16 protein-coding genes are annotated in these 13,388 nt (G+C 72.6%); 11 read left to right on the top strand and 5 right to left on the bottom strand.

The window, feature by feature from the left end; all coding sequences use genetic code 11:
• Positions 1-61: 61 nt before the first annotated feature.
• Genes ACYVKX_RS18960 through ACYVKX_RS18935 form a run of 6 tightly spaced genes read left to right on the top strand, consistent with a single transcriptional unit; the run spans position 62 to position 6,096 of the window.
• The gene (locus tag ACYVKX_RS18960) at positions 62-796 is read left to right on the top strand and encodes a FadR/GntR family transcriptional regulator (protein ID WP_460835237.1); all 735 of its coding nucleotides are present in this window, start codon (positions 62-64) and stop codon (positions 794-796) included.
• 8 nt (positions 797-804) lie between these two features.
• Entirely contained in the window at positions 805-2,175 is a 1,371-nt protein-coding gene (locus ACYVKX_RS18955; protein ID WP_460835236.1) for a glutamine synthetase family protein, read from the top strand.
• Positions 2,176-3,534 (top strand): aldehyde dehydrogenase family protein, encoded by a 1,359-nt coding sequence (locus tag ACYVKX_RS18950; protein ID WP_460835235.1) that lies wholly within the window; start codon positions 2,176-2,178, stop codon positions 3,532-3,534.
• Positions 3,535-3,588: 54 nt separating this feature from the next.
• Positions 3,589-4,368, top strand: a complete 780-nt coding sequence (locus tag ACYVKX_RS18945; protein WP_460835234.1) for a 3-oxoacyl-ACP reductase — start codon at positions 3,589-3,591, stop codon at positions 4,366-4,368.
• Positions 4,365-5,075 carry a gamma-glutamyl-gamma-aminobutyrate hydrolase family protein gene (locus ACYVKX_RS18940; RefSeq protein WP_460835233.1) on the top strand — a complete coding sequence of 237 codons (711 nt, stop codon included), beginning with the start codon at positions 4,365-4,367 and terminating at the stop codon, positions 5,073-5,075. The genes ACYVKX_RS18945 and ACYVKX_RS18940 overlap by 4 nt, the downstream gene beginning before the upstream one ends.
• Before the next feature lie 58 nt (positions 5,076-5,133).
• Positions 5,134-6,096, top strand: a complete 963-nt coding sequence (locus ACYVKX_RS18935) for an alpha/beta hydrolase (protein WP_460835232.1) — start codon at positions 5,134-5,136, stop codon at positions 6,094-6,096.
• Between the two features lie 123 nt (positions 6,097-6,219).
• Here ACYVKX_RS18935 and ACYVKX_RS18930 read toward each other — a convergent pair whose 3' ends face one another.
• Entirely contained in the window at positions 6,220-6,879 is a 660-nt protein-coding gene (locus ACYVKX_RS18930) for a nitroreductase family protein (RefSeq protein WP_460835231.1), read from the bottom strand.
• Positions 6,880-6,938: 59 nt separating this feature from the next.
• Between ACYVKX_RS18930 and ACYVKX_RS18925 the strand changes: the two genes are divergently transcribed.
• From ACYVKX_RS18925 to ACYVKX_RS18915, 3 genes are read left to right on the top strand one after another with little or no spacing between them, the layout of a single operon-like run.
• A complete protein-coding gene (locus tag ACYVKX_RS18925) occupies positions 6,939-7,301 on the top strand; it encodes a hypothetical protein (protein WP_460835230.1) in 363 nt (120 codons plus the stop codon).
• Positions 7,302-7,351: 50 nt separating this feature from the next.
• The gene (locus tag ACYVKX_RS18920; RefSeq protein WP_460835229.1) at positions 7,352-7,603 is read left to right on the top strand and encodes a type II toxin-antitoxin system Phd/YefM family antitoxin; all 252 of its coding nucleotides are present in this window, start codon (positions 7,352-7,354) and stop codon (positions 7,601-7,603) included.
• Positions 7,600-8,010, top strand: a complete 411-nt coding sequence (locus tag ACYVKX_RS18915) for a PIN domain-containing protein (RefSeq protein ID WP_460835228.1) — start codon at positions 7,600-7,602, stop codon at positions 8,008-8,010. The genes ACYVKX_RS18920 and ACYVKX_RS18915 overlap by 4 nt, the downstream gene beginning before the upstream one ends.
• 23 nt (positions 8,011-8,033) lie before the next feature.
• Here the strand turns inward: ACYVKX_RS18915 and ACYVKX_RS18910 are convergent, their stop codons facing one another.
• Genes ACYVKX_RS18910 through ACYVKX_RS18895 form a run of 4 tightly spaced genes read right to left on the bottom strand, consistent with a single transcriptional unit; the run spans position 8,034 to position 11,213 of the window.
• Positions 8,034-8,798 carry a sulfite exporter TauE/SafE family protein gene (locus ACYVKX_RS18910; RefSeq protein ID WP_460835227.1) on the bottom strand — a complete coding sequence of 255 codons (765 nt, stop codon included), beginning with the start codon at positions 8,796-8,798 and terminating at the stop codon, positions 8,034-8,036.
• Entirely contained in the window at positions 8,795-9,910 is a 1,116-nt protein-coding gene (locus ACYVKX_RS18905; RefSeq protein ID WP_460835226.1) for an SPFH domain-containing protein, read from the bottom strand. Before ACYVKX_RS18905 ends, ACYVKX_RS18910 begins: the two co-directional genes overlap by 4 nt.
• 25 nt (positions 9,911-9,935) lie before the next feature.
• Entirely contained in the window at positions 9,936-10,397 is a 462-nt protein-coding gene (locus tag ACYVKX_RS18900; protein ID WP_460835225.1) for an NfeD family protein, read from the bottom strand.
• A gap of 21 nt (positions 10,398-10,418) precedes the next feature.
• Positions 10,419-11,213, bottom strand: coding sequence for an ABC transporter ATP-binding protein (locus tag ACYVKX_RS18895; protein WP_460835224.1), 795 nt, complete (start codon positions 11,211-11,213; stop codon positions 10,419-10,421).
• 123 nt (positions 11,214-11,336) lie between these two features.
• On the opposite strand from ACYVKX_RS18895, the gene ACYVKX_RS18890 reads away from it, so the two are divergent.
• Positions 11,337-12,074 (top strand): hypothetical protein, encoded by a 738-nt coding sequence (locus ACYVKX_RS18890; protein ID WP_460835223.1) that lies wholly within the window; start codon positions 11,337-11,339, stop codon positions 12,072-12,074.
• 92 nt (positions 12,075-12,166) lie between these two features.
• On the top strand, positions 12,167-13,381 hold the full coding sequence (gene serB / locus ACYVKX_RS18885; protein ID WP_460835222.1) for a phosphoserine phosphatase SerB: 1,215 nt from the start codon (positions 12,167-12,169) through the stop codon (positions 13,379-13,381).
• Positions 13,382-13,388 lie beyond the last annotated feature (7 nt).

Below are 13,388 nucleotides of genomic sequence, written 5' to 3'. Positions count from 1 at the left end.
GGTATGAACTCAGACCATTGCGCAATTGACCGCGACCGCCCTCGACCCGAAGGATGAGCCCATGACCGCGTCGCCCGAGCACCGCCTCCCGGAGGCGGTGCTGCGCCCGGTGCGGGGACACCACGCGTTCGAGGCGTGCGTGGAGCAGCTGGCCACCGCGATCCGGCTCGGGGTCTACCCGCTCGGCAGCACGCTGCCGCCCGAGCGCGAGCTCGCCTCGATCCTGCAGGTCTCCCGGGCGACGCTGCGCGAGGCGATGGCCGCGCTCCGCCAGGCCGGACTGGTCGAGACCACGCGCGGGCGCGGCGGCGGGACGGTGGTGACGCTGAAGCCCCGGACACCGAGCGCTCGCGCAGCCGCTCGCATCAGCCACGAGCAGCGGCTGCTCTGGCTGGACGCGCTCGAGTTCCGGAGGGTGGTCGAGCCGGGGGCGGCGTACCTCGCGGCGCGGAGCAGGCCCACCGGCGTACGCCGGGAACAGCTCGAGCGGGCGCTCGCCGACGTCGCGGCGGCCGCCAAGCCCGCGGCGCACCGGCAGGCCGACTCCCGCTTCCACCTCACGGTCGCCTCGCTCGCGGACTCGCCGCGGGTGATCGAGGCGGTGACGTCGGTGCAGGCGACGCTGCACGAGATGCTGCTCGCGATCCCCGTGCTCGGCGCCAACATCGCCCACTCCGATCGGCAGCACGCCGCGCTGGTCAAGGCGATCCTGGCCGGGCGGACCGACCGGGCGCGCACGGTCATGGAGGAACACTGCGACGACACGGCCGCGCTGCTGCGCGGCCTCGTCGGATAGGAGTGCACGTGAGGAACGACCGCCATCTCTCGATGGAGCAGTTGGTCCGGCGCATCGACGCCGGTGACATCGACACCGTCGTCGTCGCGTTCACCGACATGCAGGGGCGGCTGCAGGGCAAGCGCCTGCACGGGCGCTACTTCGCCGACGTCGTGGTGCCGCACGGCACCGAGGGCTGCAACTACCTGCTCGCCGTGGACGTCGAGATGAACACCGTGGACGGCTACGCCATCTCCTCGTGGGAGAAGGGGTACGGCGACATGGAGTTCGTGCTCGACGAGCGCACCATCCGCCTGCTGACCCACCACCCGGCGACCGCGATGGTGCAGTGCGACCTGGTGTGGCCTGCCGACGACTCAGGGCAGCACTCCCCCGTCCTCCAGTCGCCGCGGGCGATCCTGCAGCGGCAGCTCGACCGGGTCGCGGCGCACGGCTGGCAGGCGCTGGCCGGCACCGAGCTGGAGTTCATCGCGTTCGACACCCCCTACGAGGAGGCGCACCGGCGGCACTACCGCGACCTCACGCCGGCCAACCAGTACAACGTCGACTACTCGATCCTCGGCACCTCGCGCGTGGAGCCGCTGCTCCGGGAGATCCGCAACGTCATGTACGACGCCGGCCTGGACGTCGAGGGCGCGAAGGGCGAGTGCAACCTCGGCCAGCACGAGATCGGGTTCCTCTACGCCGACGCGCTCACCACCGCCGACAACCACGTGGTCTATAAGACCGTCGCCAAGGAGATCGCCGCCCAGCAGGGCAAGGCGATCACGTTCATGGCGAAGTACAACCAGCGCGAGGGCAGCTCCTGCCATATCCACCTGTCGCTGCGCGGCGCGGACGGCGAGCTGGTGTTCTGGAGGGACGGCGCCCGCACGCCGCTCTACGACCACTTCGTCGCCGGGGTCCTGGCGACGACCGCCGACTTCACGCTGCTCTACGCGCCGAACGTCAACTCCTACAAGCGGTTCGCGGACGGCTCGTTCGCCCCGACCACGATCGCGTGGGGGCTCGACAACCGCACCTGCGCCGTACGCCTCGTGGGCCACGGCGCGAGCGCCCGGATGGAGAACCGGGTCCCCGGCGCCGACGTCAACCCCTACCTCGCCCTGGCCGCGATGCTGGCCGGCGGGCTGCACGGGATCGAGAACGAGTTGCCGCTCGAGGACGAGCTGGTCGGCAACGCCTACACGTCCGACCGGCCGAAGGTGCCGCACACGATGGCCGCCGCGCGGGCGGCGTTCGCGTCGTCGGCCGTCGTCCGGGCGGCCCTGGGCGACGAGGTCGTGGACCACTACGCGAACATGGCCGACGTGGAGCTGGCGGCGTACGACGCGACCGTCACCGACTGGGAGCTGCACCGAGGGTTCGAGAGGCTGTAGGTGACCGACGTACACACCGTCATCAACCCGGCGACCGCGGCGCCGGTGACCGAGGTCCGACTCGCCTCCGTCGCGGACACGGACGCCGCGATCGAGGCCGCGCACGCGGCGTTCCCGGCCTGGCGCGCGATGGCGCCGGGCGAGCGGGCGACCGTGCTGCGCCGCTTCGCCGCGGTCGTCGACGCGCACGTCGAGGAGCTCGCCGGGCTCGAGGTGCGCAACGCCGGCCACACGTGGGGCAACGCGCGGTGGGAGGCCGGCAACGTCCGCGACTGCCTCAACTACTACGCGGGCGCGCCGGAGCGGCTGTTCGGCCGCCAGATCCCGGTCGCCGGCGGCGTGGACGTGACCTTCCACGAGCCGCTCGGCGTGGTGGGGATCATCGTGCCCTGGAACTTCCCGATGCCCATCGCCGCCTGGGGTCTCGCTCCTGCGCTGGCCGCCGGCAACACCGTGGTGCTCAAGCCGGCCGAGCTCACGCCGCTGACCGCGATCCGGCTCGGCGAGCTGGCGCTGGAGGCCGGGCTGCCCGAGCACGTGCTCACGATCGTGCCCGGCAAGGGCTCGGTCGTCGGCGAGCGGTTCGTCACGCATCCGCTGGTGCGCAAGGTCTGCTTCACCGGCTCGACCGAGGTCGGCAAGCGGATCATGGCCGGCTGCGCCGACCAGGTGAAGCGGGTGACGCTCGAGCTCGGCGGCAAGAGCGCCAACATCGTGTTCGCTGACGCCGACATCGCCGCGGCGGCCGCGAGCGCGCCGTACGCCGTCTTCGACAACGCCGGCCAGGACTGCTGCGCGCGGTCGCGGATCCTGGTCGAGCGCTCGGCGTACGACGAGTTCCTGTCCCGGCTGGAGCCGGCCGTCACCGGGATGCGGGTGCTCGACCCGGGCGACGAGGCCTCGGAGATGGGGCCGCTGATCTCGGCCCGGCAGAAGCAGTCGGTGCTCGCCTACCTCGACGAGGCGGAGCTCGCGTTCGCGGGCTCCGCGCCCGGCGGTGAGGGGTTCTGGGTCGCGCCGTCGGTCGTCGCCGTCGACGACCCCGGGGCGCGGATCTGGCGCGAGGAGGTGTTCGGCCCGGTCGTCGCGGTGATGGCCTTCGACGACGAGGCGGACGCGGTCGCGCGGGCCAACGACACCGAGTACGGCCTGTCCGGCTCGATCTTCACCAGCGACCTCGGCAAGGGGCTGCGCGTCGCCCGCGGCGTCGAGGCCGGCAACCTCAGCGTCAACTCCCACTCCTCGGTCCGCTACTGGACGCCGTTCGGCGGCTACAAGCAGTCCGGCCTCGGCCGGGAGCTCGGCCCGGACGCGCCGATGTCGTTCACCGAGACCAAGAACGTCTTCATCGCCCACTGACCCACCGCCGGTCGAGCTTGTCGAGACCCGTACGACGAAAGGCAGCAGCAACTCATGGCAGGACGCATCCAGGACCGGGTCGCGGTCGTCACCGGCGGCTGCTCGGGCATCGGACTCGCGACCGTGCAACGCTTCGTCGAGGAGGGCGCGCGGGTCGTCATCGGCGACATCGACGACCAGCGAGGCAACGAGCTGGTGGGCCGGCTCGGCGGCGCGTCGGTGGCGACGTACGTGCATGTCGACGTCACCTCCCAGGAGGAGGTGGACGCGCTCTTCCGGACGGCGAAGGACGCCTACGGCTCGGTCGACATCGCGTTCAACAACGCCGGCATCAGCCCGCCCGAGGACGACTCGATCCTGGACACCGACCTCGATGCCTGGCGCAGGGTCCAGGAGGTCAACCTGACCAGCGTCTACCTGTGCTGCAAGGCCGCGCTCCCCTACATGCTCGAGCAGGGCAGGGGCTCGATCATCAACACCGCCTCGTTCGTGGCGGTCATGGGCGCGGCGACCTCGCAGATCTCCTACTCCGCCTCCAAGGGCGGCGTGCTCTCGATGACCCGCGAGCTCGGGGTGCAGTTCGCCCGCCAGGGCGTGCGCGTCAACGCGCTCTGCCCCGGGCCGGTGAACACCCCGCTGCTCCAGGAGCTCTTCGCCAAGGACGCCGAGCGCGCCGCGCGCCGGCTCGTGCACGTCCCGATGGGGCGCTTCGGCGAGCCCGAGGAGATGGCGGCCGCCGTGCTGTTCCTGGCCTCCGACGACTCGTCCTTCATGACCGCCAGCACGTTCCTCGTCGACGGCGGCATCTCGGGCGCGTACGTCACGCCGCTGTGAGCGCCCCGCTGATCGGGCTCACCACCTACCGCGAGGAGGCGGCCTGGGGCGTGTGGCGCCAGCGCGCGGACCTGCTGCCGACGCAGTACGCCGCTGCGGTCGAGTCGACGGGCGGCGTACCCCTGCTGCTGCCGGTCGCGCAGCCCGGCGCCGCGGCGGCGGTCGTCGCCCGGCTGGACGGGCTGGTGATCAGCGGCGGGGCGGACGTCGAGCCGGAGCGGTACGGCGAGGCCGCGCACCCGCGCACGGCCGGCTGGCGGGCGGATCGGGACGCCTGGGAGACCGCGCTGCTCGACGCCGCCGAGGCGGCCGGGCTGCCGGTGCTCGGCGTCTGCCGCGGCATGCAGGTGATGGCCGTCCGCGCCGGCGGCGTCCTCGACCAGCACGTGCCGGACCTGGTCGGCCACGAGCAGCACTCCCCCGGCGGCGACGAGTTCGGCGCGGTGGCGGTGGCGACCACGGCGGGCAGCCGGCTCGCGGGCCTGGTCGGCGACCGGCTCGCGGTGAGCTGCCACCACCACCAGTCGGTGCGCACCCACCCGGGCTTCGACGCCGTGGCGCACGCCGCCGACGGCACGCTGGAGGCCATCGAGGCCCCCGGAGACCGGTTCTGCGTCGGCGTGCAGTGGCACCCCGAGACGGCCGCGGACGTCGGCCTGCTGGCCGGGCTGGTCCGCGCGGCCACGGCGTACTCGTCGGCTCGATAGCGCTCGTCGGCGTCGAGACGGCGGTCCCGCTCGGCCGGCTGGCTGACAGACTGCGCGCATGACCAGCGGCGCCTTCGACCGGCTCGTCCCCGACGTCCTGGGCGAGCCCTTCCTGGCCGAGACCATCGCGCTGCCGCCTGACGAGGAGGGCCCGGTCGTCGCGACCCTCGTCGTACGCCGTGTCGAGCAGTCGACCGGTCGCGCCGTGCTGCACGTGCACGGCTTCTGCGACTACTTCTTCCAGACCGAGTACGCCGAGTGGTGGAACGCCCGTGGCTACGACTTCTACGCCGTCGACCTCCGCAAGTACGGCCGCTCGCTGCGGCCGCACCAGACGCCGAACTACGTCACCGACCTGCGCGAGCACTTCCCCGACCTCGACGCCGCGCTGCACCGGATCGTCGAGCGCGACGGGCACGACCACGTCGTGGTCAGCGCGCACTCGACCGGGGGCCTGATCTCGGCGCTGTGGGCGAACGAGCGTCGCCCGGACATCGCCGGCATGGTGCTGAACTCCCCCTGGCTGGACATGCAGGGCGGCGCGCTCCTCCGCGGCATCGGCACCAAGGCGATCAAGCAGATCGGCGCCCGCCGGCCCAAGCGGGTCGTCCCCCGCACCCCGGCGGGCCACTACGGCCGCAGCCTCCACGTCGAGCACGACGGCGAGTGGATGTTCGACACCGAGTGGAAGCCGCTCGACTCGTTCCCGGTCACCTTCGGCTGGCTCCGCGCGATCCGCCTCGGCCACGACGAGCTGCACGCCGGGCTGGAGGTCGGCTGCCCGGCGCTGGTGCTCTCCTCGGCCGGGACGCGCTGGCCCACGGAGATGGGCGAGGACGCGCACGGCTACGACATCGTGCTCGAGGTGCCCCAGATCCGGCAGTGGGCCACCGCCCTCGGCAGCCGGGTGACCTACGTCGCCGTCGAGGGTGCCCGCCACGACGTGGTGCTGTCCCGGCCCGAGCCGCGCGCCACGGCGTACGCCGAGATCGAGCGCTGGCTCCGCGCCTACGTGGGCTGACTGCGGGCTCGGCACCGCTCGCCGGGCCTGTCCCGACTGCTCTCCCGGCGCCTGCCGCGCTCTGACCGCCGTCTCCGCGCAGGCCGTCGGGCCACCCACGTCGTCCCCGCATCGGCACCGGCGTCAGAAGGGCTCCCCGTCGAACCGGTCCCGGGTGACGAACTCCGAGACCTCGTTGCGCCGCAGCTTCGTGACCTCCCGGACCGGCCTGCCGAGCGGGACGACCGCCGCGACGGCGTACTGCTCCGGGATGCCGAGGAGCTCCTTGACCGCCGGCTCGGCCGCGATCGCCATCGTGGTGATGGTCCCGCCGAAGCCCTCGTTGCGGGCGGCGAGCAGGATGTTCCAGACGAGCGGGTAGACCGACGCGCCGGCGACCAGGCCGACCCGGTCGAGGTCCTGGTCCGTCGCCGCGACCACCTCGAGGTCGACGCAGACGACCAGCACGGCGCCGGCGGTCAGCAGCGGCCTGGTGAACGCCGCGGGCACGTCGGCCGCCTCGATCTCCTCCGGCGTCGGCGCGGGCGGCTGCCGTGGATTCCAGGGGCTCTGCCCGGCGCTGATCTGGGCGACGTAGCGGCGCACCGCCGGCTCGCCCAGCTCGGCCAGGCGCGCCCGGGTGCTCGGGTCGCGGACCACCACGAGGTGCGAGCCCTGGCGGTTGCCGCCGCTCGGCGCGAACCGGGCGTGGTCGAGGATCCGGTGCAGCGTCTGGTCCGGGAGCGGGTCGTCGGTGAACTCCCGGACGGCCGGGGTGGTCCGCATGGCGTCGTACAGGTCCATGCCGACGAGCCTGCCATGTCGTCACCCGGCGACCGATCCCCAACCGATACGGTCCCTCCATGAACCCTCTGATCGGACTGTCCCTCGGCCGGATCGCCGTCGGCTCGCTGGCTCTCGCCAACCCCGACCTGGCGACGCGGACGCTCCAGCTCGACGCGACGTCGAACCCGCAGGTCCCCTACGTCGTCCGGCTCTTCGGCGCCCGTGAGGTCGCACTCGGCCTGATCACGCTGTTCGCCGGCGGACGCACCCGGCGCGGGGTCATCGCCGTCGGGGTCGCCGTCGACGCGGCCGACGCGGCCACCGGCTTCCTCGCGATGCGCGACGGCACGGTCTCGAGGAGGACCGCCTACACCCTGATCGCCCCCGCTCTCGGCGCGGTCGGCTCGGGCCTGCTCGCGCTGGTGAAGCGCCGCGCCTGACCGCGGTAGAATCTAGTTACAGGTGCTACTTTTCTCTGAGGTGATCGACCATGGCGACCGTCACTGCCGCTGAGTTCAACCAGCGTCCGAGCAAGGTCAAGCGCGCGGCCGAGGCCGGCCCCGTCGTCATCACCGAGCACAGCCGGCCCTCGTTCGTGCTGATGACCTACGCCGAGTACCAGCGGCTCCACAACGTCCCGCAGGACCTGGCCGCATGGCTCAAGATGGAGAACGCCGCGCCGGAGGACGAGGACGTCGAGTTCGATCGGATCGGCTCCTGGTTCGCGCCCGCAGAGCTGTGAGGTACCTCCTCGACACCAACGTCGTCAGCGAGCTGCGCCGGCGACCGGGCAACGCCGGCGTGAACACGTGGGTCCGGGAGCAGTCGTCGGCGGACCTGGCCATCAGCGTCATTACGGTCCTCGAGATCGAGACGGGCATCCTGCGCATCGCTCGCACGGACCGAGCCCAGGCCGACCGCCTGACGGCCTGGTTCGAGCAGAAGGTGCTGGACGGGTTCGCCGGACGCATCCTTCCGGTCGACCTCCCCACCGTCCGGCGAACGGCGTCTCTCCATGTGCCCGATCCCGCGGCGCACGCGGACGCTCTGATCGCCGCTACCGCTCTTGCCCGCGACCTGGTCGTGGTGACCCGCAACGTTCCCGACTTCGTGCGCACCGGTGTCGATGTCGTCAATCCGTGGTCGTAGCGGTTCCTTTCAGCGATCTCGCCCTAGCTCGCCAGGAACACCGTCAGCGCCACCACGCCGACGATCACGATCACGACCCGCAGGACCGCGTTCGGCAGCCGGCGGCCGAGGCTCGCGCCGATCTGCCCGCCGATCACGGCACCGACGGCGATCACCAGCACGATCCACCAGTCCACGTCCGCGACCACGGCGAAGACGAGTCCCGCGACCCCGTTGACGACCGCGCCCAGCACGTTCTTCACCGCGTTGAGCCGCTGCAGCGTGTCGTCGACCCCGATGCCCAGCACCGCCATCAGCAGCACGCCCTGGGCGGCGCCGAAGTAGCCGCCGTAGACGCCGGCCACGAGCACGCCCGGCCACACCCACCAGGTGCCGTGGTAGGCCACCCCGCCGGCAGCGTCGTGACGCCGCGCCACCCACGCCGAGATCCGCGGCTGGAGCACGACCAGCACCAGGCCGAGCACGACCAGCGCCGGCACGATCGCCTCGAAGGCACCCGCGGGCAGGACGAGCAGCAGTACGGCGCCCGCCGTACCGCCCAGGAACGAGGCCACGGACACCCGCAGCACCCGGGCCCGCTGGCCCGCGAGCTCGCGGCGGTAGCCGATCGCGCCGGAGATGGCCCCCGGCACCAGGCCGATGGTGTTGGAGACGTTGGCGGTCACCGGAGGGACACCGAACGCGAGCAGGGTCGGGAACGTGATCAGCGTCCCCGACCCCACCACCGTGTTGATGGTGCCGGCCGCGACCCCGGCGAGCAGGATCGCGACGACCTCGAAGAACGTCACTGGAGAGGCGGCACCTCACCCGGGTCCACGGTCGGATCGGTCTCCGGGGCGCCCTTGCCCGGGTTCGCCGCGCTCTCCGCCTCCGCGATGGCGGCCTCCACGGCGGCGCTGGTCGCCCGCAGCTCGGCGGCCGACTTGGGCTCCGTGGGCGCGCTCGGGCCCATGTCGACCCGCTTGATCGGCCCGTCGACCTGCTGCGGGATGCCCTGGAGGCTGTTCATGGTCGAGCCCAGGCCCTCCAGCGCCTTGCCGATCTCGCTCGGGACGATCCACACCTTGTTGGCGTCGCCCTCGGCGATCTTCGGCATCATCTGGAGGTACTGGTAGGCCAGCAGCGACTGGTCCGGCTGCCCGTCGTGGATCGCCTGGAACACCGTCTGGATGGCCTGGCCCTCACCCTGGGCCCGCAGGATCGCGGCCTCGCGGTCCGCCTGGGCGCGCAGGATCTGGGACTCGCGGTCGCCCTCGGCGTTCAGGATCGAGGACTGCTTGTTGCCCTCGGCGGTGAGGATCGCGGACTGCCGCTGGCCCTCGGCGGTCAGGATCAGCGCGCGCTTGTCGCGGTCGGCGCGCATCTGCTTCTCCATCGCGTCCTTGATCGACGGCGGCGGGTCGATCCCCTTGATCTCGACGCGGTTGACGCGGATGCCCCACTTGCCGGTCGCCTCGTCGAGGACGCCGCGCAGGCCGTTGTTGATCTCCTCGCGGCTGGTCAGGGTCTGTTCGAGGTCCATGCCGCCGACGATGTTGCGCAGCGTCGTCATCGTGAGCTGCTCGACCGCCTGGATGTAGTTGGCGATCTCGTAGGTCGCCGCGATCGGGTCGGTCACCTGGAAGTAGATGACGGTGTCGATGCTCACCACGAGGTTGTCCTCGGTGATCACCGGCTGCGGCGGGAAGCTGACGACCTGCTCGCGCAGGTCGATCAGGTAGCGCACCTTGTCGACGAACGGCACCACCAGGTTGAGGCCGGCGGGCAGGGTCTTGAGGTACTTGCCGAACCGCTCCACCACGCCGGCGCGGGCCTGCGGGATGATCCGGACGGTCTTGGCCAGCACCACGACCACGAAGATCAGCAGCAGTGCGAGCAGGATCAGGAACGCCAGCTCCACGAGACTCCTCCTAGGTTCCTACGGTTCACTCGCCGAGCTCGGCGACCGGATGGACGTACGCCGTGGCGCCGCGGATCTCGAAGACCTCCACGGTCGCCCCGGGCTCGATCGTCAGGTGCTCGTCGTACGGGGCGGCGGTCCAGGTCTCCCCGGCGAGCCTGATCTGGCCGACCGCCAGCCCGCTGATCTGCGACGTGACCACGGCGCGCTCGCCGACCAGCTTGTTGTGGCCGAGCGTGAGCTCGGGCCCCTGGTGCAGCTTGGCGATCAGGCTCGGGCGCACCAGCGCCAGCATGCCGATCGCGGTGGCCGCCGCGACGAGCAGCGAGACCACCAGCGCGCCGCCGAGCAGAGCGGTGACGCCGCCCGCGACCGCGCCGGCCGCGAGCATGATGAGGACCAGGTCGAGGCTGACCAGCTCCGCGACCCCGAGCGCCGCGGCCAGGCCGAACCACGCGGCCCACGCGTTGTCGCTCAGCCAGTCCATGTCCCGACCCTAGTCGACACCTCAGCGGTGCCGCGCGCGGCGGCGCGCGCTCCATCGGCCGTCCTCGTGGCTGAGCACCAGCGACATGCCGAACGTCGTCGCGAGGTTCGCCTCCGTCACGACCTCCTCGATCGGCCCGGCCGCCACGACCCGGCCGCCGCGCAGCAGCAGCGCATGGGTGAACCCGGGCGGGATCTCCTCGACGTGGTGGGACACCAGCACCGTCGCCGGCGAGCCCGGGTCGGCGGCCAGCACCGACAGGGTCGAGACCAGGTCCTCGCGGCCGCCGAGGTCCAGGCCGGCCGCCGGCTCGTCGAGCAGCAGCAGCTCGGGGTCCGCCATCAGGGCGCGCGCGATCTGGACGCGCTTGCGCTCGCCCTCGCTCAGCGTGCCGAAGGTCCGGTCCACCAGGTGCATGGCACCGACCTCGGTGAGCAGTTGGCTGGCGCGTTCATGGTCGAGGTCGTCGTAGGTCTCGCGCCACCGGCCGACCACGCCGTACGACGCCGACACGACCACGTCGTGCACCCGCTCGCCGCGCGGGATCCGCTCCGCGAGCGCGGCGCTGGTCAGCCCGATCCGGGGCCGCAGCTCGAAGACGTCGACGGTGCCGAGCACCTCGTCGAGGATGCCGGCGACGCCCGAGGACGGGTGGACCTGGGCGGACGCGACCTGGAGCAGCGTGGTCTTGCCGGCGCCGTTCGGGCCGAGGATCACCCAGCGATCGTCGTCCTCGACGCGCCAGGAGACGCCGTCGAGCAGCGTCGCCTGCCCCCGCCGGATGGTCACCTCGGCGAAGTCGAGCACGGTGGTCATGCGGGGTCCCTGCGAAATCGTGTGCTGGAGGAGCGAAGCGGGGGAAGCACTCGATTTCGTGGGGTGCTCATGCCGCCACCCTATCGACCGTGCGAGCGCCGCTCGCGCGTATCCTCGGCCGCCGTGACGACCGTCCTGCCGCCTGCCGCCCGCCTGGCCTGGTGGGCGACCGCGTGGCTGCGCGGACAGGCCGTCGCGGACCTCGCGATCGACGCCGTCATCGGCACGGACGCCACCCACGTGGTCGCCGGACTGCCCGGCGTCGAGGCCACCGCCACCCTCGTGCAGGGTCTCGCCGAGCTGCGCCGGCTGGGCGCCACCACCGTCGGCGCGGCCTTCCCCGTCGAGGGCGACCCGATCGGGCTCGGCGGCCCGCCGGCGTTCAACGCGGCCGCCCTCGATGCGGGCGAGGCCGTCGTCGTCGCCGGGACCGGCCTCGGCCTGGTGCCGCACCGCACCGGCGCCGCGGTCGGGTGGACCGTGCACCCCGCAGGACCGCGGCAGCTGCCCGACGTGGGCGAGGCGGACCGCGCCCTGCGCGCGGCGCTGCTCGAGTCCGCGAACGCGCTCGCCGATCTCGACGTCGCGCGCTGGCGGTCCGAGGTCGCCGACCGGCTGCTGGACCTCCGGCATCGCGAGCCCCTCGCAGCCCCCGACGGCGTCCCGCCGCGCTGCGTGGAGCTGGCCGAGCGCGGCCTGCAGGCGAGGGAGATCGTCGACCTCGCGCTCGAGGACGACGGCGCCGCAGTCTCCGCCACCGAGGCCGAGCGGCGTCGATCCGCCCTGGTGCCGCTCGATCGCGCCGCCCGGCGGGCACTCGCCGCGGCGACCTCACCCGAGGTGTGGCCCCCGCCCGAGTGAGGCGGTCATGAAGTTGTCGGGCGCGAGCCACGACCCCACCATGGACGCGACCACCGACGGTCGGCCCACCAGCGATAGCCTCGGCGACTGACATGACTGACGCGAAGCCGGAGACCCTCCTCATCACCCTGTCGGGCAAGGACCGGCCGGGCGTGACGTCCGCGGTGTTCACCGCCCTCTCCTCCACCGGCATCGAGGTGCTCGACATCGAGCAGATCGTGCTCCGCGGCCGGCTGATCCTCGGCGTGCTCATCACCGCGCCGCGCAACGTGCGCCGGGTGACCGAGGCGGTCCACGCGACCGGCGCCCGGCTCGGCATGCACGTCGAGGTCGAGGGCGGCGTCGGCGACAACAAGTCCCGCGGGTCGGGCCGGTCGCACGTCACCGTGATCGGCGCCCCGCTCGGCGCCACCGCGATGGCCGCCGTCGCCGGCCGCATCGCGGACGCCGGCGCCAACATCGACCGGATCGAGCGGATGGCGCGCTACCCCGTCACCGCGATCGACCTGCACGTCAGCGGCGTCGACACCGACGTGCTCCGGCCGCTGCTCGCCGCCGAGGCCGTCAAGCAGTCCATCGACGTCGCCGTGCAGCCCGCGACGCTGCTGCGCCGCGGCACCCGCCTGATCGTGATGGACGTCGACTCGACGCTGATCCAGGGCGAGGTGATCGAGATGCTCGCCGCCCACGCCGGCTACCAGGCCGAGGTCGCCGCGATCACCGAGGCGGCGATGCGCGGCGAGGTCGACTTCGAGGAGTCGCTGCGCTCGCGGGTCGCGCTGCTCGCGGGCGTCCCCACGAGCGCGCTCGACGAGGTGTACGACGCCATCGTGCTCGCGCCCGGCGCCCGGACCATGGTGCGGACGCTGCGCCGGCTGGGCTACCGGTTCGCGATCGTCTCCGGCGGGTTCAGCCAGATCACCGACCGGCTGGCCGCGGACCTCGGCATCCACTTCTCCCGGGCCAACGAGCTCGAGGTGGTCGACGGCCGGCTGACCGGCCGGATCGTCGGCGCGGTCGTCGACCGGGCCGGCAAGGCGGCCGCGCTCCGCGAGTTCGCCGCCGAGATCGGCGTGCCGGAGGCGGCCGTGATCGCCATCGGCGACGGCGCCAACGACCTCGACATGCTCAACGCGGCCGGCCTGGGCGTCGCCTACAACGCCAAGCCGCTGGTGCGCGACGCGGCGGACACGGCGGTGAGCGTGCCCTACCTCGACACGATCATGTACCTGCTCGGCATCTCCCGCGAGGAGGTCGAGGCCGCGGACGCCGAGGCCGGGCTCGTCACGCCCGCGCCACCGGTCTGATCGACGC

The sequence above is a fragment of the Nocardioides hungaricus genome (genome assembly GCF_054782915.1).
The sequence above is the reverse complement of the archived record's forward strand: the minus strand, read 5'-3'. Positions and strand labels throughout refer to the sequence as shown.

Bases quoted from the DNA above. Each gene is read 5' to 3' on its own strand.
- serB (WP_460835222.1), top strand. From the start codon at position 12,167: ATGACTGACGCGAAGCCGGAGACCCTCCTCATCACCCTGTCGGGCAAG.
- ACYVKX_RS18945 (WP_460835234.1), top strand. From the start codon at position 3,589: ATGGCAGGACGCATCCAGGACCGGGTCGCGGTCGTCACCGGCGGCTGC.
- ACYVKX_RS18925 (WP_460835230.1), top strand. From the start codon at position 6,939: ATGAACCCTCTGATCGGACTGTCCCTCGGCCGGATCGCCGTCGGCTCG.
- ACYVKX_RS18935 (WP_460835232.1), top strand. From the start codon at position 5,134: ATGACCAGCGGCGCCTTCGACCGGCTCGTCCCCGACGTCCTGGGCGAG.
- ACYVKX_RS18895 (WP_460835224.1), bottom strand. From the start codon at position 11,213: ATGACCACCGTGCTCGACTTCGCCGAGGTGACCATCCGGCGGGGGCAG.
- ACYVKX_RS18920 (WP_460835229.1), top strand. From the start codon at position 7,352: ATGGCGACCGTCACTGCCGCTGAGTTCAACCAGCGTCCGAGCAAGGTC.
- ACYVKX_RS18930 (WP_460835231.1), bottom strand. From the start codon at position 6,879: ATGGACCTGTACGACGCCATGCGGACCACCCCGGCCGTCCGGGAGTTC.
- ACYVKX_RS18960 (WP_460835237.1), top strand. From the start codon at position 62: ATGACCGCGTCGCCCGAGCACCGCCTCCCGGAGGCGGTGCTGCGCCCG.
- ACYVKX_RS18900 (WP_460835225.1), bottom strand. From the start codon at position 10,397: ATGGACTGGCTGAGCGACAACGCGTGGGCCGCGTGGTTCGGCCTGGCC.